Below are 24,287 nucleotides of genomic sequence, written 5' to 3' on the forward strand. Positions count from 1 at the left end.
ACCTACTTTTTTATCTTTCTTGCTGATGAGCAAATCTGGTCACTATCACATTGCAAGATGGCGAATTAACCCCTTTCGCTATTTAGCCACCCTATCCCGTTAACAGCTATAAAACTTACTATTAACACTGTCAATAAATAGGCCGAAATTCTAATGTCATTGTCTGATCTTGGCATGTTGGAAAGCGATTAATCCTCTACTATCCCTCTTGCAGAGGTTGTTTCAGGCGCTCTGCAACGCGGTATGCATTCAATAATAATGCAGCGGAAACCAGATATCCCCATATCAATAGTCTAGAAAACGCATACACATCTTTATATCAAGTATCGGGTAAATTGGCTTCCGCTTATTATATCTAAGGTAGCATTTATATGAGCAATCAGTCCGATCATCATAGTATTAAGCCAATTTCCGGTGATATAAGTCGTCGCCATTTTATTCAAGCGAGTTCGGCATTAGTCACACTGCCCTTTTTTTCCTCCAACACGATGGCGGCAACACAAGATCATGCAATAGCTGAAAAAACGATTGACGCCAAAGAGAGTGAGCGTGTTGTCTCTACCTGTAGTAGTTTTGACTGTGGCGGAAAATGTGATATTCGCGCGCACGTTAAAGATGGCAAAGTGACACGTATTAGCACTCGACCTGACGCCGATTTAGATGAAGAGATGCCTATCATGCGAGCCTGTGTACGGGGCCGTGGTTATCGTAAATTTGTCTATCATCCTGATCGATTAAAATATCCCATGAAGCGAGTAGGTAAGCGTGGTGAAGGTCGATTTGAGCGCATCACTTGGGAAGAAGCTACGACGCTTATTGCACAAAATATGCAACGTATTACCAAGCAATATGGCCCTGCCTCACGTTTTGTCAGTTTAAGCACCGGGGTGACTGGTGGCATTTTTTCTGGTGCTAATATGCTACGCCGTCTGTTTAACCTAACTGGCGGCTTTCTGGAGAATTATCACTCCGTGAGTAATGGTAACACCCTTGCCGTTACCCCTTATACTTACGGTACAGCCGCTAGCGGAAGTACATTAGATACATTAGCAAATACCCCTTTAGTTATTCTATGGGGACATAATCCTAATGAAACTATTTTTGGGCATTCCAATCATTACTTCCAAAAAATGAAAAAAAACGGCACTAAATTTATTGTCGTTGATCCACGTTATTCCGATACTGCCTCTTCTTTAGCTGACCAGTGGATCCCGCTGTTACCGACCACTGATAACGCGATGATGGATGCCATGATGTATGTCATTGTCAGTGAAAACCTGCATGATCAGGCCTTTATCGACAAATACACCCTTGGTTTTGATGAGCATCAGATGCCAGAAGGCGTTGGTGAAAATGAGTCTTTAGTTGCCTATTTAATGGGGAAGAAAGACGGGATCAAGAAAACCCCTGAATGGGCGGAGCCTATCACTAAAGTACCCGCAGATACTATTCGTCAATTAGCCCGTGAATATGCTTCTACAAAACCGGCAGCATTAATCCAAGGTTGGGGGCCACAACGTCATATTTGTGGTGAACGGACGGCACGCGGTGCGACACTGTTAGCGACTATTACCGGCAACGTTGGTGTACGCGGTGGCTGGGCGGCTGGCTATGGCATGGCATTAAACTCTGAGTTACGTAAAACCATTGCCGGCCCAAGTTTATTGACCAATCCCGTTAAAGCAAAAATCAATATCACCAATTGGGTGCAAGCGTGTGAAGATAAAAATTTGGTCACACCACAAAATGGCTTACTCAATGCCGAGAAACTTGATACTGAAATCAAGATGATTTTCTCAATGGCGGGTAATTATATGGTGAATCAAAATACCGATATTCTTCATGCCGCTAAAGTGCTTGAAGATGAATCAAAAGTTGAATTTATCGTCTGTAGCGACCTCTATTTAACACCTAGCGCCAAATATGCGGATATCTTACTGCCTGAAACCAGCTTTTTAGAGCGCTGGAATATTGGAGGCACATGGAGTTATGGCGATTATATTATTCTGTCCGAAAAAGTGATAGAGCCAGAGTTTGAACGTCGTACCGACTACGATTGGTTATGTGAAGTGGCTGATAAACTGGGGGTCGGTGAACAATTTAGCGAAGGTAAAGCCACTGATCGCGACTGGATTGAATATTTAGTCAATGATGCCAGTATTAAACGTCCTGAAGATGGTATTCCTACCTTTGATGAATTATTGGTTAAACGTCGTCATCTGCTAAAACATCGCCCTCATACCCAAAATGTTGCGTTTGAGAAAAATATTCAAGATATAGAAAATAATCCATTTCCAACCCCATCAGGAAAGATTGAGATCTTCTCTAAACGCTTATATGAGATGAATAATAGCGAGATCCCCGCACTTTCTCATTATGTGCCTGCCATTGAAGGGCCCGAAGATACGTTAACAGATAAATTTCCACTACAACTCATCACGTGGAAAGGACGTAACCGCGCAAACTCAACACAATTTGCTAATCCTTGGCTGCAAGAAGTACAACGTCAAGAATTATGGATCAACCCATTAGATGCCGAAGATAGAAATATCAAACAAGGCGATAAAGTCAAAGTCTATAACGACCGTGGGATCACCTTAGTTCCCGTCAAACTCACACAACGCATTATGCCTGGTGTCGTTGCTTTACAAGCAGGTGCTTGGTGGCAACCAGATAAACAAGGTATCGATCAAGGGGGATGTGCCAACGTCTTAACCTCATCCCGTAGCACCGCAATGGCACACGGTAATGCTCACCAAACTTTATTGGTCGAGGTAGTAAAAGCATGAGTAAATTTATCGTTTATCCCGCAGTAAGCAGTAAACAGCTAGGGTTTTATATCGACAGTGCTCGCTGTTCGGGCTGCAAGGCGTGTCAGGTTGCTTGTAAAGATAAAAATAACCTCGATGTTGGCCGCAAATTTCGCCGTGTATATGAAATCACTGGTGGTGGTTATAGCCGTAATACTAACGGTGCATTAATTAATAATGTCTTTGCTTACACTTTATCTATCTCTTGCAATCATTGCGATGATCCCATTTGTGTTAAAAACTGCCCAACTACCGCGATGCATAAACGCGAAGGTGATGGCATTGTGATGGTAGATACTGACAAATGTGTTGGTTGTGGCGCCTGTGCGTGGTCTTGTCCTTATGGCGCACCGCAAATGGATCCTGAAACCAAGCAGATGTCAAAATGCGATTTTTGTATCGACTTACAACAAAAAGGTGAACAGCCTGTTTGCGTTGCGACCTGCCCACTTGGGGCCATTCAATTTGGTCCAATTGATGAACTACGTGAACGCTATGGTGAAGTTAATTATGTCACTGGTTTGCCTTCTCCTGAAATAACTCATCCAAACCTAGTGATCAACCCTCACCAAGGGGCAAATAATGACACTATAAATAATAAAGGAGAAATAAAATGAATGAATGGTCATTATTGATTTTCACCTTTATGATGAATGCCACTATTGGCTTAACACTCATAACAGGCCTTTTTGCACGCCGTCTTGCACATTATCTCAGTGCTGAAAGCTATTATCGCTTTATGTTACTAACCTTATTGGTGATTTGTGGATTAGCCGGTTTAGGCTCTATTGCCTCCATTACTCACTTAGGCGTGCCGTTAAATGCTCCGAATGCCATTAGAAATGTCTTTTCAGCTTGGTTAAGTCGCGAAGTTGCTGTCACTGCCATTTTTGTAGGATGTTTAGGGATCACCTTTTTATGGCTATGGCGTACCAGTAAATTTTCGATGCTGCTATTTGGTGCAAGCCTTCTGATTGGTCTGTTTGACATTTATTGCATGGCATCCATTTATCGCCATACTTCCATTTTAACATGGATGGATAACAACACTTATGTGATGTTTTTTGGCGCGATGCTCACATTAGGGGCAACAATATTCTTTTTGCTGCTAAAGATATTGCAGCGTATAGGCAATAAATTAGGGATAGAAATACCATCAGCCCCTTTCCCTATCCGTTGGAAATGGCAATTGTGGGGGATCATGGCATTTAGTTTAATTGGCCGATTACTCTATCAACCTTTTTATGAACACTATTTAACTCGTACGCTCTATAGCCAAACATCGGTAACCTTTCCGTTATCACCTATTGAAGTCTATTACTCCATTGGCCCATTACGTATGACCAGTTGGATCTTAGCAACTTTGGCTGTATTGGTGTGTGGCTATAGTTTAGTAAAATATTTGATGGGCCAAACTCAGCAAAAATCAACGGAGTCCATTTTTGTCTATGGCGGTATCATGGCAATTATTGCAGAATTTGCTTTGCGTTATGTGTTTTATTCAATTCACTAAATCACGATCAGCCAGTTATTGAAGATGACAATTATCAGGGGAATTATTAGCCCCTGATTTTTTATCAAAGATCATCGTTCACCCTGAGTATCAATCAACAGACGTTGATTAATATAATCAATCGTTTCTTCTATTGTCATAATATGATTAATCACATTAGTAATACCCTGACCAATAATAATCTCAGCTTGCCTTAAGTTAAATAATTTACCATTCGGCACTGATGATTCTCGTATTCCTTGATTAATTTCCTGATAAGCTAGTGTCATCCATGGATAACGGTGGCTAATTTCTTGGTTATGACTAAAATTTTCATGGTTACTATTTCCACCCAATAAAATTAAGTGATCCATCACAACAGGAGAATAAAGCCAACGATAAAACAGTTCAGCGTAAGATGATTTTCTACTGTAACGCGACACCCCAAGTACCCCACCCCCTAATTGTGGTACACCACCCGGAACGGGAGCAAAACCAATTTTAGGTAAAATATCGCTATGTGCGACATCATTAAATAAATTCATATAAGAGATAAGCATTGCCAGATGACCTTGCTCAAATTGTCTGACCGAGCCACTCCACCATTTATGGTTGATATTTTCGGTGATCGACAACTGATGCAAATAATCTGCTAATACCTCAGCGGCCAAGGGCATCGCTAAGCGCGGAATATTATCACTACCGATTAAACGCCCACCTTTAGCGTAATAACGTAATAAGTATTCAGTTGCGATTAATCCCGCACTTCCTAATGTGGTTGAAGCTCCCATCGGACAATGAGCTTGCCCGGCTTGATGCAACTCAGTAAAAAACTGAGTCACATTATCGTACTCTTCAAAGGTTGTCGGCACAGTTAATTCATTACCTGTTTTTTCGTAATACATTCTTTTTAAAATAGTATCTTCAAACAGATCTTTACGATAAAACAGTAATTGAGCGCTAGCATCGAACGGCATTGCATAAGCGACATCATTAACCAAACCAAATTTTTGTTGCGTAGGTAAGGAAAAGTGACTCAATAAATCAGTTAATCCATCACCAATTTTATCTAATGGTCGCAATATTCGCTCAGCAAACCATGGAAAACACGCCATATCAATACGCAACAGATCATAATAAGGGTGTAAATGAAGTTGGCTTAAAATTTGATAGACTTCATCATAAGGATGAATAGCTAAATTCACCTTGATACCAGTTTGACGATAAAAATGAGGAAGTAGTTTTTTTAATGCCGTTGTTGAAGGGCTTGGCAACGTTAGTAAATTAAGACTAATTTGTGATTTATCATCACTCATTACTGCTGGTGTTGCCGTATACAGATATGAACTTCGATTTGCGACAGATACATTATTATTTTTGTACTCATGCGGCTCTGCGATTAATAGTGCCTCAGCGACTTCCAAACCAAGCTGAGCATAGTTCATTGGAAAACAATATAACCCTTTTATTACCGGCGGAATATTATCACTTAGAGCAAAGATAATAGGACAATCTGAAGAACTGCCAAAATAGCTTGCTTGTGTTAAATAGCGAGCTTTCTCAATATCTTGTGTGACAAAGATATCGGGGACTGGCTCCATAGAAAAGAAGTCAAAAGCAATTTTATAACTCTCTTCATCAGAAGCGCTAAGTATGACACATTTTTTATCGGGTGCAGTTTGAGAAAGCCGTATTTGCAATTGATTAGCAAAAACCTGACTATTTAATTCATCTTGATTATCGCCAAAAATCCCCACCACCTTGCCAGCTGTTTGTGCCACTTGCTGGCAAATTGACTCCGCCGCTTGTGCAAAATCTAACGTAAAAAAACGTTGTGCATTGAGGGGTTTGTGATAAATAAAGATAATTTGTGAAGGTGGAAGTTTTAACGTGTCAAAATAGTATTTAGCATCTTTAAGACAACTTACGGTGACTACTTGCTTATAGCCACCTGCAGCAATTTTTTGTAGCAGATCACGCTCAGTGGTCTCAAGAAGATCTGTTAAAAAAAGATCGTAGCTGATCTCTGGAAAATTAACGATCGACTGTCTAAAAGCATTAAAGAAGATCGCATATTTTTCAGAAACCAGTTGGGGTAATAAGATCGCAATTTTATGGCTTCTATTGGTTCTTAGTAGTTGGGCTTGTGTATTTAATTGATAGCCCATCTGTTTAGCAGCTTGATAGACTGCTTCAATTTTTTCAACACTTACATTTCCACGTTTATTCAATACGTTAGATACCGTACCATGCGAAACACCCGCTAGTTTTGCAATGTCCTTGATCGTCGCCATTTCTCTTCTTTCACCTCTATTTCCACCTTCACTAGCATACCTGAATTATTTATCACGACTACTGATAATTGATTTGAACGTTCCACTTACAATTAGCTGATAAATCAATCTATTAAAAATTAAAGATAATAAATAATTATCAATACCAATTAAAATAAATATATATACTAATCAACATATTAGTAAATAATATTTGAATAAGATCACTGATCTGATCTTCATTTATTGGCAAATAACACATGTCATTTTATTATTGGAACGTTCAAATTTGTTTGTAACCTACAAATAGCCAACACCAGAAAATTAATAAAATACTAATAAACAATAAGATAAGGGGATTTATTATGAAGCTTCATTTTTTAGGGACGGCTGCCTCAGAAGGCATACCGAATCCCTTCTGCCGTTGTGAACACTGTCTGAAAGCAAGAAAATTAGCCGGTAAAGATATTAGAACGCACTCTTCTGCTATTGTGGATGACATTATGTTGATCGATGTCTCCCCCACTTTTAGTTACCAACTGATGCGTGATGGTATGGACGCAACACATTTTGAAAGTTTGCTATTTACTCATACTCATCCTGATCATTTTAATGTTGGTGAACTATTTAGCAGAATGGAAGGCTATGGTTTTGAAATTAACCATCCTTTACATATTTTCGGTAACGATCGCGCTATCAATGGCTGTATTGAAGTATTACCAGGTTATACGAAAGAGCGATTTGCATTTCATTGCTTAATCCCTTTCGTTACGGTCGAAAGAAATGGTTATAAAATTACGCCGCTACTTGCTAATCATGCAAAATGGGAACTTTGTTATGTGTATCATATTGAGAAAGATGGCAAAGCTATTTTCTATGGCCATGATTCGGGTTGGTTCCCAGCATTAACTTGGCAATGGTTAGAAAACAAACCGCTTGATATTGTTGTTTTTGAGTGCACTTATGGCTTAAATGGAAAAGATCGTACAGATAATCATATGAGCTTAGAAACGGTTTTTGCCGCCAAAGAAAAACTGCAACAACAAGGCTGTTTACATCAAGCTACACAGATTGTCGTTTCGCATATCTCACATAGCGGTAAATTACTGCATCATGAATTAGAAACGGTCTGTGCTCCTCATCATATCCGTGTTGCCTACGACGGATTAACGTTAGAAACCAATTAAGAGGGGTACGACAATGGATATGAAAATAACTTCTCGCCTACTTATTATGATGTTTGTGCAATATTTCATGCAAGGAGCATGGAATATGACCATGGGACTCGTATTAAGTAGTTATGGTATGGCAAGCATTATCGGCAATGCTTATGCCTTATTAGGTGTCGCGACAATTATCTCCCCCTTATTTATTGGTATGGTCGCAGATCGTTTCTTTGCTTCACAAAAAGTCATGGGGATACTTCATTTAATTAATGCCGTCGTTATTCTCTGTGTTCCCCAATTTATTGAAGCTCAAAACAGTGGCATGACATTATTTTTAATTTTTATTATTGGCTTATTGTTTTATCCAACCACTGCGCTATCTAATAGCATTAGTTTCTCCCATATTAATGGGGTTAAATATTTCCCAATTATTCGCGTATTTGGTACGTTTGGTTTTATGGCAATTGGTTTTATATTGGGTGAAATGGGCTTCTCTGGTAGCACAATGACTTGGTATATCGCTTCTGCAGTTGGTGTATTACTCGGTTTCTATTGTTTTACATTACCTAATACGCCACCTAAAGCGAAAGGCCAGCCTTTCTCACTACGCGATATTTTATGTTTAGATGCATTGTCTTTATTTAAAGATCGCTACTTTGCTATTTTGATGTTTAGCATCTTTATTTTAATGATCCCCAAAACAGCTTATTCTGCTTATATTCCTGTCTTTATTAAAGCATTAGGCTTTGATAATGCAGCTTCTATTATGCAAATAGGGATCGCTTGCGAAGTTCTGTTTATGTTTGTTTTGTCATTCTTCTTAATGAAATTTGGCTTCAAAATTACACTACTGCTAGGAGCCGTGAGCTGGATCATACGCTCTATGTTTTTCTCTTATGCTGCAGTAAATACAGAGCTTTACTTTATCGTCATCGGATTAATGCTACAGGGATTATGTTGGGATTTCTTCTTTACTGCAGGAGATATCTATGTCGATCGCAAAGCAAAACCTGAAATTCGTGCACAAGCACAAGGTCTGCGCTTTATTGTCTCTAATGGTTTCGGCTTACTATTTGCTTCCACTATTTGTGGTCAAATCTTTAACACAACCGTAACTGAAACAGGTGATGCAGCATTACCACAATGGTCAACATTCTGGGTCTATCCTGCCATTGTAGCGGCGGTGGTAACCCTATTCTTTATTTTCTTCTTTAAAGATGATGTTTCTAAAAAAAGAAATAGTGAAAATAAAGAAACATCACGAGGAATTACAGCACCTTAATTTTAAAATAAAAAATAAGCCAACGTCAGGAGCAAACCATGGATGCATTAATACAGTTTGTTGACACTATTGGCCCATTATCACTATCAAGTATTGCTAAATTACTGGCCGCCTTTATCTTAGGCGGTCTTATTGGCTTAGAGCGTGAATCAAAGGGAAAACCAGTTGGTTTTAAAACTTGTGTCATTATTGCTGTTGCCAGTTGTTTATTAACCATTGTCTCTATTCAATCAGCCGAATATTACGCCAATATTTCTGACAATATTCGCAGTGATCCCATGCGGTTAGCTGCACAAATTATCAGTGGGGTCGGCTTTCTGGGCGCTGGTGTTATTTTACATCGACGAGATGATGCCATTTCAGGATTAACGACTGCGGCCATTGTTTGGGCATCTGCGGGAGTGGGTATCGCCTGTGGCTCCGGCTTTTATTGGCATGCTATCGTTGTGACTTTCCTCTTTTTTATGGCTATTAAACTGAGCCCACAAGTAGTGCTGTTTCAAATGAATAATCAACGCTTAGGTAAAATTAAAGTGCGAATGCTATTTACTCATGAAAGTGGTGTTCCTCTTTTAATTGACTATTTAAAAAGCAACAAAAACGTTATTGAAAACCTGACTATTCGTGATATTAAAAAGGAGCGCGTTGAAGTTAACTTAAAACTACTTGTGCGACAAAAAATAACCTTACCAGAGTTTTATTGCTCATTAAAACAATTACAGCATGTACATTCTGTTTCGCTAGATCATTAAATTAATTCTATTATTGATAGAGAAACAACCATAGTGCCCCTATATTCTTAAATAGGTGGCACTATTATAATCTAAGTAAAAACAGCTTGGTTATTGGTTCTCTTTAAATGGATTACCCATCTTATTAAGATACATCATGCCAAAAATCGTTGATGCATAATCAGTAATATGTCCTACATCACGATAAACCGGCACTCCTTCAATATCTGTTAAGCAGGTATCTTTATCGCATTGTACATCTTTAGGATCGATAATAATTAAGCTTGGATAGTCCTGTTTTAATTTAGCAAATAATTGGTTCATCCATGTATTCCCCTCACCTTTATAGTTTTTGGGATTACAGTTGTTATCAGCAAAATCTTTTCTTAACTTGGCATTTTCATAAAAACAGGTCATAAAACCACGAGGCATTGAATAAACGGTTTTTATAAAAACAGGTTTGGCTCCAGTAGCAACAATGATATCAAGCGCTTCACGCATCGATTTTTCCACACGTTGACGAGATGCCTCAACCGTTCTTTTATCACCTATTTTATTAATAACATGATTTGAGGCGTAATTATTCCAAACCTGTCCAAAAATCACATAATCAAACCGATTATGTTTAATAATCTGGTAATATTTTGCTGTTTGATCATAACAACGTTGATAAACCGTATTCTTATGATTAGACCAATCATAAAGATAAATATTAGGAATAGTAATGCATGATGAAGTTGCTTGCGCATAGACATCAAGCTCAGCATCTTTACCTAAAATATCCATAAATCCCCAAAAATGATTAGCATGGGAATCCCCTAATAAAAAGGCTTTTTTCTGGCTACCCACTTTACCAATATGACACATCTTATCAGGATCAGAGGCTTGAAAATTCATACAATTACCTCGATTGGGATAATCGAATTGATTGAGTTTGTTTTCTAAATTAACGTAATTTTGCCCAAGCCTTACTCCAAATCCATGATACTTTTCATTTAATGCATTTAATCCTAAAGCCAATAAAATAGGTATAACAAACAATAATGTTATCGAATATTTAAAGTTCAAACGCTTTCTTCTAAACGGTTTTTCAATAAGAAGGTAAGAAAAAATAGAGAGTAAAAATGTTAATGCTAAAAATAACCCTTTTTGTATCTCGGTGTTAAATACGCCTATATAACGCGCAATAGCAAATAAGGGCCAGTGCCATAAATAAAGTGAATAAGATAATAATCCAATGATCACTATTGGCTTTAATGACAACACTTTTTGAATAATACTGCCATGTTGTCCTGTATAAATAATTAGTGCAACACTAAGACAAACATATAACGTATTGAAATTCGGATAACCAGCAATCACATCTTTTTGAACGGCTATCCAAAAGATAACCCCTAAGGCGATGAGACTAATAACACTATTAACTCTTTGATTAATGATTACTTTTACGGGTAAATAAGCAACACAAGCCCCTAACATAAACTCAAATATACGCGTACTAAAGTAATAATAATTCTTAGGTTGATCTTTTTGATAAACAAGCACCAAGGAGAAAGAAATTATTGTAATAAAAACAATAAAATAAAAATTATTTATTTTCTCTTTATGATTAATTTTGTGAAGAAAATAGAGTACAAAAGGTAAGAATAGATACCACTGCCATTCTATTGCTAAAGACCATGTATGTAATAACGGTAAGAAGAGTGCATCTTGCGCTGCATAACTAGTCGTTGCTCTTGCAAAATATTTGTTAGACAGAAAAGCTGAAGCATATTTTTCACTATTAGTGATATCAAGATAATCACTAGGTAGATAGAAAATACCTGAAATTACAAGAACTGCTACTAAAACAAAAAGATAGAGTGGCTGTAAACGCCATAATCGGCGAATATAAAAATCACCAAATGAAAAATGACCTTGTAAAAGTGATGTTTTAATAATTAACGAGATCAAGAAACCCGAGATCACAAAAAAGATATCAACACCAATAAAACCTGATGGTATTAAGCGATTATCTAAATGAAAGAAGATAACCAAAATAACAGCAATTGCTCTTAAACCGTCAATATCAGCACGATATTTTATATTCATAACTCAATGTACTATCCAAATAAAAAGAATTGCTGGATTATACATCAATTAAAAATATCACTTTAGTTGTAAAGAGAATATTTTTAATATTGATATAAATGATTTCAAATATCTACTGTTACTGTTGATTAAACTCTATCGTCTTATTTAACAATATCTCAGACGATAGTGAGCCTTTGCTCACCACAAATTTAGGATAGTTAATGCTGGTTTTAATATTGATTGGAAGTGATAATCGATTATGTGCTAAAAATTGAAAAAGTGGTGTTATTTTTTCTGATGACACGCTTTCCTGTAAGCGCCCAAGCGTAATGTGAATAATATTTTTATGCAGATGATGATCAATGGGGATTTGCTGGTAAACCTGTTGTCTAAACTGCGTTAATGTTTTTGATACACCTATTAATATCACGCTTCCATTAGTCGTTAAAATAATATCATTAAATAGGATCTCAATCTTTCCTATCTTATTAAAGATATTCGTTATTTTTTGACACCAAGCCAGTAACATTAATTTCTGAGGCTCAAATAACGCTATAGGTTGATTAAAAATGGTCAACAAAGTGCAATGAAGTTGTAATTGTGGAGTCACCGCTATAAAAGGAAATTGCTGAGCAATTTGCTGACAATAAACATCTAATTGTTGGCTAAAAGGGATAAAATTCTCATCCACCTTTGGTTTATCAATAATGAGCTGCCCCGCATTTAAACTCAAATCGATAATATCTTCATTATTAATCTGTTGTAACCACTTTTCATTGCGCGATAATTTTTTAACTGTTGCTTGGGTTAAAAATGAATAGGCCATCGATAAACCTCGGTAACGAAGATTGTTATTAATACATTGAATTGAATGGTACTTAAAATCAAGTCATAAAGTAGATAATAAAAAAGTGGCTCTCAAGCGAAAGCCACTGTCACATCCAATGGGGGAGATGTTAAAGGATAGGTTTATCTACAATGTTATGCTCTAAGCAAAACGCAATTTATGATAAGAAATTTGCCGCCTTAAATTTCGCCAGTGCATCTGCTTTTTGTTCAGCAGTCAGTGGGCGTAAAGGACGACGAGGAGCGCCAACATCAATACCATGCAATTGCATTGCTACTTTGCCTGCAGCAACGCCACCGTATTCGACTAAAACTCGAATAATAGCGATAACTTTATCCATGCAATCTGCCACACCTTGGTGATCACCCTGATTAAATTTCTCAATTAACTCAAGATATAACGGTGCAGCGTAGTTATAGGTGCTACCTACAGCGCTTAATGCACCGCAAGCTAATCCTGCCGGAATAAATTCATCAACGCCAAATGGAATATCATATTTACCTCCCTCTACCCGTAAGCAACGCTGAAATTCATACATATCAGGGGAGTTAAATTTCATGCCAGATAAATTGGGGATCACTTTACCAGCTGCTTGTAAAAACTTTTCCATATCAATGCTTAATCCTGACATGGTGGAATGATAATAGTAGAAACCTTTTGAGGGTGCACTTGCCGCTGCTAAACGACAATATTCCACTAAATCATCAACATGACTAGGTTTAAAGAAGCAAGGGCCAATCACTGATGTGGCTTTAATATCTAATGTTTCAGCATGACGAGCAAGTTCTAACGTATCAGCAATACTTAATGCACCAGTATGAATAATAAGATCAAGTTGTCCCTGACTCGCTGTAACCCAACGTTCAGCAACTTTTTTACGCTCTTCAACCGAGCAATGTATACCTTCACCAGTAGTACCTAAGACATAAGCTCCTGTTACCCCTGTCGTAATTAGGTGCTTAGCAATATCATCAATAACAGGGTAATTAACACTACCGTCCGCAGCAAAAGGAGTATGAGGCGCGGCAATCAGTCCAGAGAGTTTGTTCATGATCACTTCCTATGGAGATTAATTTCTTTATTAATTAACTTATGGAGTTTAACTCTATATTAGAGAGCGACTAGTCATAACGCAATAACGAAAATAGCTCTGAAGGAAAGAGAAAGGTGAAATTGTGATCTTTAGCTACTTTCTGCTCAAGATACTTTAAAATAGCAATAAACTTATGCTGAATGCGTCTGTTTTAACGCATTGAGAGTACGTAATTTCTGCTCTTTTACTGTTTCAGGCTTAGCCTGAACTAACAAGGTATAAAGCAAATCTAAAACAAAAAGTTGTGCTGTTTTTGTGCCAATAGAATCGCCTTGTAATTTCCCTTGTCGATTACCATTAATTAAATGATGATCTGCATATTCCATAATTTGTGAGCCTAAATTATGCGTCAATGCAATCGTGCTTGCGCCCGCTTCTTTAGCCAATTTCAATGCATGAACCGTTTCTAATGAATTACCCGAGTGACTAATACCGATAGCAACATCACCAGATTTTAATAATGAGGCTTGCATATACATAAAGTGGTTATTAGTTACGGCATCAACACGATAACCAATACGCATAAGTTTATTTTTCAGATCTTCCGCAGTGATCCCCGAAGAGCCAACGCCGCAGATAAAAACATAGTTTGCTGATAATAGTGCATTGACCGCCCCTTGCACTTGCTGCATATCGAGTAAATTTAATGTTTCTGATAACACATTATTTATTGTTGCTTGCAATTTTAGGCCAATAGTATGGATATCATCTTGGTGACTGACTTCTGCATCAAGGATTGGCGATTCATCATTATCTGATGTTGCCATTTCAATCGCCAAATCCATTTTAAAGTCTTGAAAACCTTTATAACCCAATGTCCGACAAAAGCGGACAACCGTCGCTTCACCTGCTTTGGTTGCTTGAGAGAGTTGGGCAATAGACAACTGAGTCACTTCCGTAGGATGGAACAGGATATAGTCTGCAATACGTTGCGATACGCGAGTTAAGCTATTTTTCATAGCGCCTAGCGTATCAAGTATTTTACCCGGCTTTAATCGAGTTGTTGCCTGTTCTGTCATGGACATTATCCTTGCTTGCAGCAAATACACGAGAATAGAATTTTGCCCACAAGAGTACCAATTCCAACAGGTTAAAAAAAGCCTTGTTAAGACAATAATGTGATAATAACAAAACGCCTTATTCTCAGTATCACTATAACTCCAACTAACTGATACATGAGAAATAAAGCGTTTTATTAAATAATAATGATTAGTGAGTTAACGCGGCAACATCTAGTTTAATAACCACTTTCTTTAATGTACTGGCCTCATTTTTCTGCGCAATACCTGGCTTATGTGGCTCATAAGGCATAAAAATGGCGAACATATTTGGTGTAAGGGATAATGTTTGACGATGTATGATGTTATCAGTCAACTGATAATCATCCGTTTCATTATAAGGTGTCACATCTTGTGCCGAACCTTGTATTCCAAAATCAATTGTCTCTTCACCGGATAGTAAGATCTGAATATCGATATAACGCTGATGCAATTCGGCTTGTTTTTGCTCACGAGGCACGGTTTCAAAAGTCATAACATTCATAAACAACGTCTCACCATCAATTTTATAGCTGCCCGGTGCAAGTGACGCGGGATCAAGTGCTAATGCTTTTTCCATTGCATGACGTAACGCTGGATTCATTTCTGGCATAGTCGCCAAATCAGATAAATGTCCAAATAACATAGATTATTCCTTCTTAGTTCTCTGATGTTTCACTGTCATCTAAGGAAAGCTGTTTTGCTGGTGCGAAAAGTGGTGCCGTAATGGTTCCTGCAATCACCACTGACATTGAACCAATGACTCCATAGAAGAAGAAGTTAAGATCACTGCCATAACGTGCAGCCAATACTGCAATAATACTCACGATGATCCCAACAACGGCGCTACCGGCATTAGCACGTTTTACAAAAATTCCCAGCATAAATAGGCCTGTCATTGGTCCGCCCATAAGACCTATAAGGCTATTAAATGCATCCCAAATTTCAGCTTCATCGGATAAAACTAACCAAATTGCCGCTAAACTACTGAATATCCCTGCCACAATAATAACTAACTTTGCGACTTTCATTTTTTGTTCAGGACTAGGGGATGATTTACTAAGACGAGTATAAATATCAGAATTAAAGCAACTTGAAATACTATTTAAACTACTAGAAATACTTGATTGTGCAGCAGCAAAAATAGCTGCAATAATTAACCCTGCAATACCGATAGGCATTTCCGTCACGATAAATAGTGGTAAAATTCCCCCCGTATTAAATCCTGCGGGTAATAAACTTGGGTTTTGTTGGTAGTAAACAAACAATGCAGAGCCGATGGCAAAAAAGAAAATAGGAATAATAGCCACTAATTTAGCGTTAGTTATCAATGTACGTTTAGTTTCTTTAATAGAATCGGTAACGATATAGCGCTGCACAACATCCTGACTAGCAGTAAATTGCTGAATATTGGCAAATAAAAACCCAATCATTAATACAGGAATAGTGCTATCTGTCCAACTCCAGCGCCATTGTGTGGTAGGAAAGAATTTATCTGCTTGTGCTGTAGTAGTAAAAATTTCGCTAATACCACCATCAACTTTAAAACAGATCATAATAAAGATCAGTACAGCACCACCAGAAAGTAATAAACCTTGAATAACATCCGTCCAAATAACGCCTTCAATGCCCCCCATCCAAGTATAAATAATGCATAATAAGCTTATTAATACGATTAACACGACCGGATCAATCCCCATAAAAGGACGTAAAGCTAGTACGGTTAAATAAGTAATAATAGCAACACGCCCAATATGGAATAACATAAATGAAAGGCTAGCAAATAAACGACTACGAACATCAAAACGAGCTTCTAGATATTCATAAGCGGAGGTGATTTTTAATTTTCTAAAAAAAGGAATATAGAAATAAAAAACTAAAGGTAAAATTGCAATAGCTAAATACTGTCCAATAATAAAGGTCCAATCAGAAGTATAAGCTTTAGCAGGAATGGACATAAATGTAATCGAGCTTAATGTGGTCGCAAATACAGACACACCAGCGGCCCACCCAGGAACTCGCCCTCCACCACGGAAATAGTCATCCGCAGTTTTTTGACGTTTAGAAAAATAAACACCCACGAGTAACATAGCTGCCAAATAGCCAAACAGCACTGCATAGTTAATAAAACCAAAATCATGTAATTGCATTTTTTAGTCCTGCCATATGTAGGGTAAAAGGTAAGTTTTACGACAGTTTTTTTATTGCTCTCTAGACCATAGGGCTGCGCCCCATAATCCAGCATCATGATGATAGTGAGCTGATACAATCGGCACTTGTAATGCTAATGGTTGTTGTGCCATAGCAACTTGAACCAATTCGAGATAGCCGTTAGCAAGCCCCACACTGCCACCAAGCACAACACAATCAGCATCTGTTGTAGCTTTAATATTTGTGATCAAATTAGCTATGGTGTTGGCAGAGCGTTTAATAATGGTGGTAGCCTGTAAGTTTCCCTGATGAAAAGCGCTGAAAATTGCCTTAGCATCTTTACCAGCAAGTTCCCCTTCGGCCTGTGAGGCAATCGCACGCCCCGATGCGATGGCTTCAACACAACCATAGCGGCCACATCCACAACGAGGGCCTCGAGGATCAGCTAAGGTATGACCTAAATGGCCTGCAAGACCACGTTTTCCTATTAGTAGCTGCCCTTGCTGAACAATGCCTCCGCCAACGCCGGTTGAGACCGTAATAAACACCATATCAGATATAGTGTCACGACGATGATAATACTCAGCCCATGTGGCAGCTTGGGCATCATTAAGTAACCAACAAGGTGATCCGGTAAGGGTTGATAGTGTTTCCATTAAAGGAAAATCGTTTAATCCACCTAAATTATCGGGGTTTAATGCGGTTAAAATGCCATTACAAATGATCCCTGTTGATGCAACGGCAACACTATCGGCATGGTTTTTTAATGGTGTAATAATGCTAACTAATGCTTCATAAAGTTGTGTTGGAGATGGACTTGCTGGTGTTGCTATTTGTCGATGTTGTGTCAATTGGTTATTTCGGCTAATTAATGCTGCCGAGATTTTGGTTCCTCCAATATCAATCGCTAATGTATTCATTTATCTAACTCCTGCTGCCACTTTAATGCCTGAGTAAACCACTCACAGACATGTTCAAGACGAGTTAATGCAGAGCCAACGGTGACAGCCCAAGCTCCCGCTTGCATACCCCTTGCCGCCATCATTGGTGTGTTATAACGCCCTTCCGCAATCACTCGACATCCTTGCTCTGCTAATGCGGTCACCAGTTGAAGATCGGGTAATTTTGGTATTTCCCCACCGGTATAACCTGACATCGTTGAGCCAATAAATTCGGTACCGAGTTGATGACAATACATCCCTTCATTAAAAGTGGCACAATCTGCCATCGCTAGTTTTCCTAAACGATGAACATGCTCTAGCAATGCTTTCACGGGAACTGGGCGTAGGCGATCAGTACCATCAAAAGCGATAATATCTGCACCAGCTGCAGCCAATGCTTCAATATCATTTAACCAAGGCGTGATCCTGACAGGGCTATCAGGCAAATCACGTTTTACAATTCCAATAATTGGCACATCAATAAGAGGACGTGTTGCTTTTAAATTATCAATTCCTTCAATACGTACTGCGACGGCACCTGCATTTACTGCTGCTTGAGCCATTGCGGCTACAATGTCAGGTTTATCCATTGGACTATTATCAACAGGTTGGCAAGAAACAATTAACCCACCTTTTTGTTGAATATCTTTAGTCATCTTTTCAATTAGTGCCATGTTGAACTCACTGCTCTCTTTTTTTGAAATGTAACTCCGAATTATATTATTTTACGGAGTTTTATTTCTCAATCAGAAAAACTACGATCTGTGAAGAAGATCAAACAATGACCAAATTGATATAACATGATGATAAATAAACAGAATAAAAATGGAGGCCAAATAGCCTCCATTGATTTTGTTATATTTCTCTTGAGTGATTAATTTAGTGTGTCGCTGTTTTTGCTTGCTCGACTAAATTAATTAAACGACTTCTCATAGCGTGATTATCTTGAGCGACTTGGCTTTCTGCCCATTTTTGATCGTCAATCTTCACCACTCGTGCAGCACAATATTTAGTTTCTGGGGTTTTTGAAACAGGATCGAGATTATCTTGTGTCAGTTCGTTACATGCACCAATCCACCATTGATAAGTCATATAAATAGCTTGTTTATTAACGGTTTCGTTTAGATTACACCGTGACAACACCTTACCTCGACGAGATGCAACCCAAACAATTTCTTGATCAGCAATACCTGCCGCTTTAGCAATATCAGGGTGAATTTGCACATACCCCGGTTCATCTGCTAATGATGCTAATGCTTTACAGTTACCCGTCATTGAGCGACAAGAGTAGTGCCCTACCTCACGTACCGTTGATAAAATCATTGGATACTCTTCATCAGGCAATTCTGCAGGAGCGCGCCATGCGGTAGCAAAAAGCTGCCCTTTACCTGATGGCGTTGTGAATCGATTATCTGAATATAAATAGGGTGTTCCCGGATGATCGAGCTCAGGACAAGGCCATTGTATATGGGCTAATCCCGCTAATTTTTCATAGGTCGCACCGAAAAATAGCGGACATAATGCTCTTACCTCATGCCAAATTTCTTCATTATCTGTATAAGACATTGGATAGCCCATAGCCGTGGCTAATAAACTAATGATTTCCCAATCACGTTTAACGTTACCACGTGCTTGTACTGCCTGTTCAAAACGTTGAAAACCTCTATCAGCACAAGTAAAAATACCACCGTGCTCACCCCAACTGGTAGAAGGTAAAATAACATCTGCTTGCTCTGCCGTTTTCGTCATAAAGATATCTTGAACCACAATAAAATCGAGCGCTTGAAAACCTTTTCTAACCAGACCTAAATCTGCCTCAGTTTGAAGTGGATCTTCTCCCATGATGTAATAAGCTTTCACTTTACCTTCAATGGCTAAATGAGGGACTTCAGTAATGCGATAACCCACTTGCGGATCGAGTTTTTCAACCGGAATATGCCAAGCTTGAGCAAATTTTTGACGAATACCTTCATCTGTCACACTTTGATAGCCGGGGAACATATTGGGTAAAACCCCCATATCACAAGCACCTTGTACATTATTTTGCCCGCGAACAGGAGCAACCCCTGCATGTGGTTTGCCTAAATTACCCGTCAATAACGCTAAACTCGCTAGCCCTTTCACAACATCTACCGCTTGACCAAATTGTGTTACCCCCATTCCCCACATAATGGTGGCTGTTTTTGCGGCTGCATAAGTGCGCATAGCTTGGCGGATCTCGCTTGCAGAAACCCCAACAATACGTTCTACTGCTTCAGGGCTATAATCCACCAGCTGTTTTTTATATTCTTCAAAACCTTCGGTGTAACGACTCACATATTCTTTGTCATAAAGATCTTCATCAATCAGCGTATAGGCAAATGCATTAACTAACGCCATATTGGTGCCATTCTTTAAGGGAAGATATTGATTAGCAATCTTCGCTGTTTCTATTTTACGAGGATCACAAACAATAATTTTGGCCCCTTTTTGTTTCGCTTTCACCACACGACGCGCCACAATAGGGTGAGAGTCGGCACAGTTATAACCAAACACCAACAAACAATCTGAATCTTCAATATCAGCAATGGAATTACTCATTGCCCCATTGCCTAGTGTTTCTTGTAAACCAGCAACAGAAGGGCCATGACAAACACGGGCACAGCAATCAACATTATTATTACCCAGTACAGCACGAGCAAATTTTTGCATCACAAAATTGGTTTCGTTACCTGTACCCCGAGAGGAGCCGGTGCACATAATAGATTTAGCACCGTATTTCTCTTTAATTGCGAGTAACTTTTTAGCCGTAAACTCAATCGCTTCATCCCAACTGACAATTTCAAAATCAGCCCCTTTTTGTCGGCGGATCATCGGTTGATGAATTCTGGCTGTCAGTAATTTATTGTCATTTAAAAAATCCCATCCATAGAGACCTTTTAAACAAAGCTCGCCTTGATTAGTGACACCATTGGCACCTTCAGCTTTGATTATTCGACCATTTTCGACACAGAGATTGATTTTGCAGCCAGCGCCACAATAAGGACAGACGGAGTTGATTTTGTTCATTTGATATCCTTTCCCCTAACTAGGGAGTAAAAGAGTCATAAAGAACATCCAACTAAGCACGATTTATGCCAAGTAAAAAACCATGTAAAAATAAGTAGATAGTATTTCTGTCACTGGCTACCAAGGTTATATCGACATTTTTGTCGACAAGATTTTCTGAGCAAAAGTTATCAAAACGTTATCAAGTTTTTTAAAAAAAGGGCTTTCATTAATTTGTTTTTATGATATAACAAAATAGTTATTTGTTAGCAGTGGCATTCAATAAATCAGTGCAACAAACCAAATTCATTTCAATAAAGAGCAAAAACATGAACATTAACACTAACAATCGACTTCTAGGCCTATATCTACTCCTACTTTATTAGGGTGGCCAAGCTCGTTCATTTTTTGCTAAAGCCACCAGTAAGGTGGTTTTTTTATAACCCTGCTGGTGGAACTGTTTTTAGGGGAGTTTTTATGATGTCTCGTTCCACTACAAGGATTAAGGGTTATCACACCTTTGCAATACACTATTGTTCGGCAACCGTTTCTATCATTAACATAATGAAATCGGAGGCAAAATGAGCCAACAATGGACATCTCGTGTAGGCCATATTTTAGCAGCCGCTGGCTCTGCCATTGGTATTGGTGCAATTTGGAAGTTCTCTTATGTCGCCGCCAATAATGGGGGTGGTGCATTCCTCGTCGTCTTTCTGTTATTTAGCTTTATTATCGGATTAGCTGTTTTATTAGCTGAAAATATTTTAGGTAGTAGCACCCATGCCGAAGCCGTTAATGCCTTCAAAAAGATGATGGGACGTAATTGGGTAATTATCGGTGTCATTGGTGTATTTAGTTCATGGTGTATCTATAGCTTTTATAGTGTTGTCGGGGGGTGGACCATTGGTTACACCATTATGGCAGCTACTGGTGAATTAAATATTACTGATAGTAGTGAATTAACGGGGATCTTCACCCGTTTTATCAGTGACCCTTTATGGCCTATTCTTGCTCACTTGGTGTTTGCCGGATTAACATGTTTTGTCGTATTAGCGGGTGTTCAACGCGGATTAGAAAAAGCCGTCAAGATCATGATGCCATTGCTGTTTATTATCATGATTATTTTGATTATTGTCGGTATTAGCTTACCCGGCTCTTCAGAAGGTTTAAAATTATTCTTATATCCTGATTTTAGTAAATTAACCCCACAAGGAGTGTTAGATGCGTTGGGATTAGCCTTCTTCTCGCTGTCTATCGGTTTGGGTATTCATATTACCTATAGCGCCTATTTAGCGGATAATAAGACTATTGCTAACTCTAGTATGTGGGTTGTGATCCTCTCTTGTTTAGTGTGTGTTTTAGCAGGCTTAATGATTTTCCCTGCGTTAACTGCTGCTGGATTAGAGCCAAATGCTGGCCCAGGCTTAACCTTTATGACCATGCCAGTCTATTTTGCTAACTTGCCTGGTGGCAATATCTTGGCGGTCACTTTCTTTGTTTTATTATTAATGGCAGCATTAACCTCTGCAATTTCATTACTCGAACATATCGTCGCTTATGTACAAATGCGTTTTCAGTGGACTCGCCGTAGAGCTGGCTTAGTGGTCACAGCCTCTATTATGTTAATGGGTATCCCAGTTTCATTATCATTTGGTCCTATGAGTGATGTAACTTTAGGGGGCAAAACACTCTTTGATTTATTGGATTACTTAACCTCCAATATCTTAATGCCACTGTTTGGTATTGCGATGTGTTTAATTTTTGGCTGGTCACGTAGAGCCAATGCGGTTATTCCAGATAATATTACTGGAGCAAAACGCCAATGCTTATTATTAGTTTGGCGTTATATCGGCCCTATCTGTATCGGTATAATATTGGTACATGGTTTGATTGGTTAAAAAACAAAAAGAGAGCTTCTTATTTAAGAAGCTCTCTGACTAATTATCCCCGATGTTTGGATACTTGATAACTTTATTTATTAATAGACTTATTGATAGTTTTGTTTAATTTCTTGGCTAGCCACATGCCCGCGTTTAGCTTCTTTCTCCGCAATTTCCACCGATAAACCGATATAGGCTCTTGGATCAAGCATTGCTTTAATTTCTTCTGGGCTAAATGCCGCAGAGATAACGGGATTTTTTATCAAGTTAGTATAGAAATCTTCGCCATCTGCTGCTGTTTTGATCGCCTCTTCATACAATAAAGAGTGTGCTTTATCTTTGCCTAGTTTTTCTGCCATTTTCATCATAACGTACTCTGTATTATCTAATCCTTTATTTCTCATGACGTTATGTAGCATTCTCTCTTCATGCGGTACTATTGTTCTGGAAAGCTCTTCTGTTCTTAATAGAATTTCTGTTGTCAGCTCTAATGCCTCTTCCAGTAACCCATCAAATAACATATAGGAGCTACTATCCCCTTCATAAGGTCTTACCGCAGAATACATACCCACACTGGGTAAAGAATACAGTTTTTGTGAGTTAGCGATGATCCCTTTAGCCAGTTTAGGATTAATTTTATGCGGCATAGTGCTACTGCCAACAGTACCTTTGGTAAACCCTTCCGAAACTTCCGCAATTTCCTCAAGTGTCGTACTATAAACTTCTTCACCAATTTTATGGCAGATATTAGCCATCAATGCCAAATTAGCCATATACTCTAATTTATGTGTACTAAGGTTACGAGAAGGCACCTCCATCGCTTCCATGCCAACTAATTCAGCCACACGTTTTTGTACCTTCATACCCACTTCTGGCATTGAGTTAAATGCACCCACAGCACCGCCCATCATGATAGTAAAGACGCGTTTTTCACACTCTCTCATGCGCTGATAACAGTCGATAAAATCACTGATCCAGACCGATACTTTATAGCCGTAAGTAATAGGAATAGCATGGCGGCCATGTGTTCTACCGGGCATAACCATATGTTTGGTTTTTTCTGCCAAGTTAGCTAAATTTTCGATGATCTCCCCAAGTAGCAACATAAATTTATGGTGCACTGTCTTCATCATATAAAGCTGTGAACTTTGCTGAATATTCTGCGTGGTAATGCCGTAGTGCACATATTTACCACTCTCTTGGGAACATGCCTTAACTAACACTTTTAAAAAGGGCACGAAACCATGACCGATTTTTTGGTAAATGCGGTTCATTTCTTCAAAATCGATATTCTCAATAACCGCTTTTTCTTTAATTTCATCAGCCGCTGACTGTGGAATAAAACCGTGTTCAGCTTGAGCTTGAGCGAGCATCGCCTCAAACATCAACCAAGTTGAATATTTAGCTTCATTGGATAACAGCGCTTTAATACCGCGATCATCGATTGTTTTACTTTTAGAATCGTATAACGCTCTCATTTTGTA

General features: G+C 38.6%; 18 protein-coding genes. 7 read left to right on the forward strand and 11 right to left on the reverse strand.

Annotation, left to right across the window (positions count from 1 at the left end; genetic code table 11):
• Positions 1 to 371 precede the first annotated feature (371 nt).
• Genes PMI_RS14655 through PMI_RS14665 form a run of 3 tightly spaced genes read left to right on the forward strand, consistent with a single transcriptional unit; the run spans position 372 to position 4,323 of the window.
• Entirely contained in the window at positions 372 to 2,789 is a 2,418-nt protein-coding gene (locus PMI_RS14655; protein WP_012368568.1) for a DMSO/selenate family reductase complex A subunit, read from the forward strand.
• Complete coding sequence (locus tag PMI_RS14660; protein WP_004246705.1) at positions 2,786 to 3,427, forward strand: DMSO/selenate family reductase complex B subunit; 642 nt, start codon at positions 2,786 to 2,788, stop codon at positions 3,425 to 3,427. Before PMI_RS14655 ends, PMI_RS14660 begins: the two co-directional genes overlap by 4 nt.
• Entirely contained in the window at positions 3,424 to 4,323 is a 900-nt protein-coding gene (locus PMI_RS14665; RefSeq protein WP_012368569.1) for a dimethyl sulfoxide reductase anchor subunit family protein, read from the forward strand. The genes PMI_RS14660 and PMI_RS14665 overlap by 4 nt, the downstream gene beginning before the upstream one ends.
• Before the next feature lie 71 nt (positions 4,324 to 4,394).
• On the opposite strand, the gene PMI_RS14670 is transcribed toward PMI_RS14665, so the two are convergent.
• Positions 4,395 to 6,596 (reverse strand): extracellular solute-binding protein, encoded by a 2,202-nt coding sequence (locus tag PMI_RS14670; protein ID WP_012368570.1) that lies wholly within the window; start codon positions 6,594 to 6,596, stop codon positions 4,395 to 4,397.
• 344 nt (positions 6,597 to 6,940) lie between these two features.
• Between PMI_RS14670 and PMI_RS14675 the strand changes: the two genes are divergently transcribed.
• The 3 genes from PMI_RS14675 to PMI_RS14685 are packed head-to-tail and all read left to right on the forward strand — an operon-like array spanning position 6,941 to position 9,775.
• The gene (locus PMI_RS14675; RefSeq protein WP_012368571.1) at positions 6,941 to 7,762 is read left to right on the forward strand and encodes an MBL fold metallo-hydrolase; all 822 of its coding nucleotides are present in this window, start codon (positions 6,941 to 6,943) and stop codon (positions 7,760 to 7,762) included.
• A gap of 13 nt (positions 7,763 to 7,775) precedes the next feature.
• Positions 7,776 to 9,023, forward strand: a complete 1,248-nt coding sequence (locus PMI_RS14680; protein WP_004249023.1) for an MFS transporter — start codon at positions 7,776 to 7,778, stop codon at positions 9,021 to 9,023.
• A 38-nt stretch (positions 9,024 to 9,061) separates the two neighbouring features.
• A complete protein-coding gene (locus tag PMI_RS14685; protein WP_004246695.1) occupies positions 9,062 to 9,775 on the forward strand; it encodes an MgtC/SapB family protein in 714 nt (237 codons plus the stop codon).
• A gap of 90 nt (positions 9,776 to 9,865) precedes the next feature.
• Here PMI_RS14685 and PMI_RS14690 read toward each other — a convergent pair whose 3' ends face one another.
• From PMI_RS14690 to fdhF, 9 genes are all read right to left on the reverse strand, one after another.
• Positions 9,866 to 11,845, reverse strand: a complete 1,980-nt coding sequence (locus PMI_RS14690) for an acyltransferase family protein (protein ID WP_012368572.1) — start codon at positions 11,843 to 11,845, stop codon at positions 9,866 to 9,868.
• Positions 11,846 to 11,963: 118 nt separating this feature from the next.
• The gene (locus PMI_RS14695; protein WP_004250017.1) at positions 11,964 to 12,653 is read right to left on the reverse strand and encodes a hypothetical protein; all 690 of its coding nucleotides are present in this window, start codon (positions 12,651 to 12,653) and stop codon (positions 11,964 to 11,966) included.
• A 178-nt stretch (positions 12,654 to 12,831) separates the two neighbouring features.
• A complete protein-coding gene (locus PMI_RS14700; protein WP_004250016.1) occupies positions 12,832 to 13,725 on the reverse strand; it encodes a dihydrodipicolinate synthase family protein in 894 nt (297 codons plus the stop codon).
• A gap of 173 nt (positions 13,726 to 13,898) precedes the next feature.
• Positions 13,899 to 14,786 carry a MurR/RpiR family transcriptional regulator gene (locus PMI_RS14705; RefSeq protein WP_004246688.1) on the reverse strand — a complete coding sequence of 296 codons (888 nt, stop codon included), beginning with the start codon at positions 14,784 to 14,786 and terminating at the stop codon, positions 13,899 to 13,901.
• A 190-nt stretch (positions 14,787 to 14,976) separates the two neighbouring features.
• Positions 14,977 to 15,450, reverse strand: coding sequence for an N-acetylneuraminate anomerase (gene nanQ, locus PMI_RS14710; RefSeq protein WP_004246687.1), 474 nt, complete (start codon positions 15,448 to 15,450; stop codon positions 14,977 to 14,979).
• A 13-nt stretch (positions 15,451 to 15,463) separates the two neighbouring features.
• Complete coding sequence (locus tag PMI_RS14715; protein ID WP_004246686.1) at positions 15,464 to 16,954, reverse strand: sodium:solute symporter family protein; 1,491 nt, start codon at positions 16,952 to 16,954, stop codon at positions 15,464 to 15,466.
• A 51-nt stretch (positions 16,955 to 17,005) separates the two neighbouring features.
• Positions 17,006 to 17,875 carry an N-acetylmannosamine kinase gene (gene nanK / locus PMI_RS14720; protein ID WP_012368573.1) on the reverse strand — a complete coding sequence of 290 codons (870 nt, stop codon included), beginning with the start codon at positions 17,873 to 17,875 and terminating at the stop codon, positions 17,006 to 17,008.
• Complete coding sequence (locus PMI_RS14725) at positions 17,872 to 18,570, reverse strand: N-acetylmannosamine-6-phosphate 2-epimerase (protein WP_012368574.1); 699 nt, start codon at positions 18,568 to 18,570, stop codon at positions 17,872 to 17,874. The genes nanK and PMI_RS14725 overlap by 4 nt, the downstream gene beginning before the upstream one ends.
• A gap of 205 nt (positions 18,571 to 18,775) precedes the next feature.
• On the reverse strand, positions 18,776 to 20,944 hold the full coding sequence (gene fdhF / locus PMI_RS14730) for a formate dehydrogenase subunit alpha (RefSeq protein ID WP_004249015.1): 2,169 nt from the start codon (positions 20,942 to 20,944) through the stop codon (positions 18,776 to 18,778).
• A 560-nt stretch (positions 20,945 to 21,504) separates the two neighbouring features.
• Here fdhF and PMI_RS14735 point away from each other — a divergent pair.
• A complete protein-coding gene (locus PMI_RS14735) occupies positions 21,505 to 22,821 on the forward strand; it encodes a sodium-dependent transporter (protein ID WP_004246681.1) in 1,317 nt (438 codons plus the stop codon).
• 89 nt (positions 22,822 to 22,910) lie between these two features.
• Here the strand turns inward: PMI_RS14735 and PMI_RS14740 are convergent, their stop codons facing one another.
• Positions 22,911 to 24,281, reverse strand: coding sequence for a class-II fumarase/aspartase family protein (locus PMI_RS14740; protein ID WP_004246680.1), 1,371 nt, complete (start codon positions 24,279 to 24,281; stop codon positions 22,911 to 22,913).
• Positions 24,282 to 24,287 lie beyond the last annotated feature (6 nt).

The organism is Proteus mirabilis HI4320 (assembly GCF_000069965.1).
Classification (GTDB): Bacteria; Pseudomonadota; Gammaproteobacteria; order Enterobacterales; family Enterobacteriaceae; genus Proteus; species Proteus mirabilis.

Bases quoted from the DNA above. Each gene is read 5' to 3' on its own strand.
- nanQ (WP_004246687.1), bottom strand. From the start codon at position 15,450: ATGTTATTTGGACATTTATCTGATTTGGCGACTATGCCAGAAATGAAT.
- fdhF (WP_004249015.1), bottom strand. From the start codon at position 20,944: ATGAACAAAATCAACTCCGTCTGTCCTTATTGTGGCGCTGGCTGCAAA.
- PMI_RS14675 (WP_012368571.1), top strand. From the start codon at position 6,941: ATGAAGCTTCATTTTTTAGGGACGGCTGCCTCAGAAGGCATACCGAAT.
- PMI_RS14705 (WP_004246688.1), bottom strand. From the start codon at position 14,786: ATGACAGAACAGGCAACAACTCGATTAAAGCCGGGTAAAATACTTGAT.
- PMI_RS14660 (WP_004246705.1), top strand. From the start codon at position 2,786: ATGAGTAAATTTATCGTTTATCCCGCAGTAAGCAGTAAACAGCTAGGG.
- PMI_RS14725 (WP_012368574.1), bottom strand. From the start codon at position 18,570: ATGGCACTAATTGAAAAGATGACTAAAGATATTCAACAAAAAGGTGGG.
- PMI_RS14690 (WP_012368572.1), bottom strand. From the start codon at position 11,845: ATGAATATAAAATATCGTGCTGATATTGACGGTTTAAGAGCAATTGCT.
- nanK (WP_012368573.1), bottom strand. From the start codon at position 17,875: ATGAATACATTAGCGATTGATATTGGAGGAACCAAAATCTCGGCAGCA.
- PMI_RS14655 (WP_012368568.1), top strand. From the start codon at position 372: ATGAGCAATCAGTCCGATCATCATAGTATTAAGCCAATTTCCGGTGAT.
- PMI_RS14700 (WP_004250016.1), bottom strand. From the start codon at position 13,725: ATGAACAAACTCTCTGGACTGATTGCCGCGCCTCATACTCCTTTTGCT.
- PMI_RS14665 (WP_012368569.1), top strand. From the start codon at position 3,424: ATGAATGAATGGTCATTATTGATTTTCACCTTTATGATGAATGCCACT.
- PMI_RS14670 (WP_012368570.1), bottom strand. From the start codon at position 6,596: ATGGCGACGATCAAGGACATTGCAAAACTAGCGGGTGTTTCGCATGGT.
- PMI_RS14715 (WP_004246686.1), bottom strand. From the start codon at position 16,954: ATGCAATTACATGATTTTGGTTTTATTAACTATGCAGTGCTGTTTGGC.
- PMI_RS14680 (WP_004249023.1), top strand. From the start codon at position 7,776: ATGGATATGAAAATAACTTCTCGCCTACTTATTATGATGTTTGTGCAA.
- PMI_RS14685 (WP_004246695.1), top strand. From the start codon at position 9,062: ATGGATGCATTAATACAGTTTGTTGACACTATTGGCCCATTATCACTA.
- PMI_RS14695 (WP_004250017.1), bottom strand. From the start codon at position 12,653: ATGGCCTATTCATTTTTAACCCAAGCAACAGTTAAAAAATTATCGCGC.
- PMI_RS14740 (WP_004246680.1), bottom strand. From the start codon at position 24,281: ATGAGAGCGTTATACGATTCTAAAAGTAAAACAATCGATGATCGCGGT.
- PMI_RS14735 (WP_004246681.1), top strand. From the start codon at position 21,505: ATGAGCCAACAATGGACATCTCGTGTAGGCCATATTTTAGCAGCCGCT.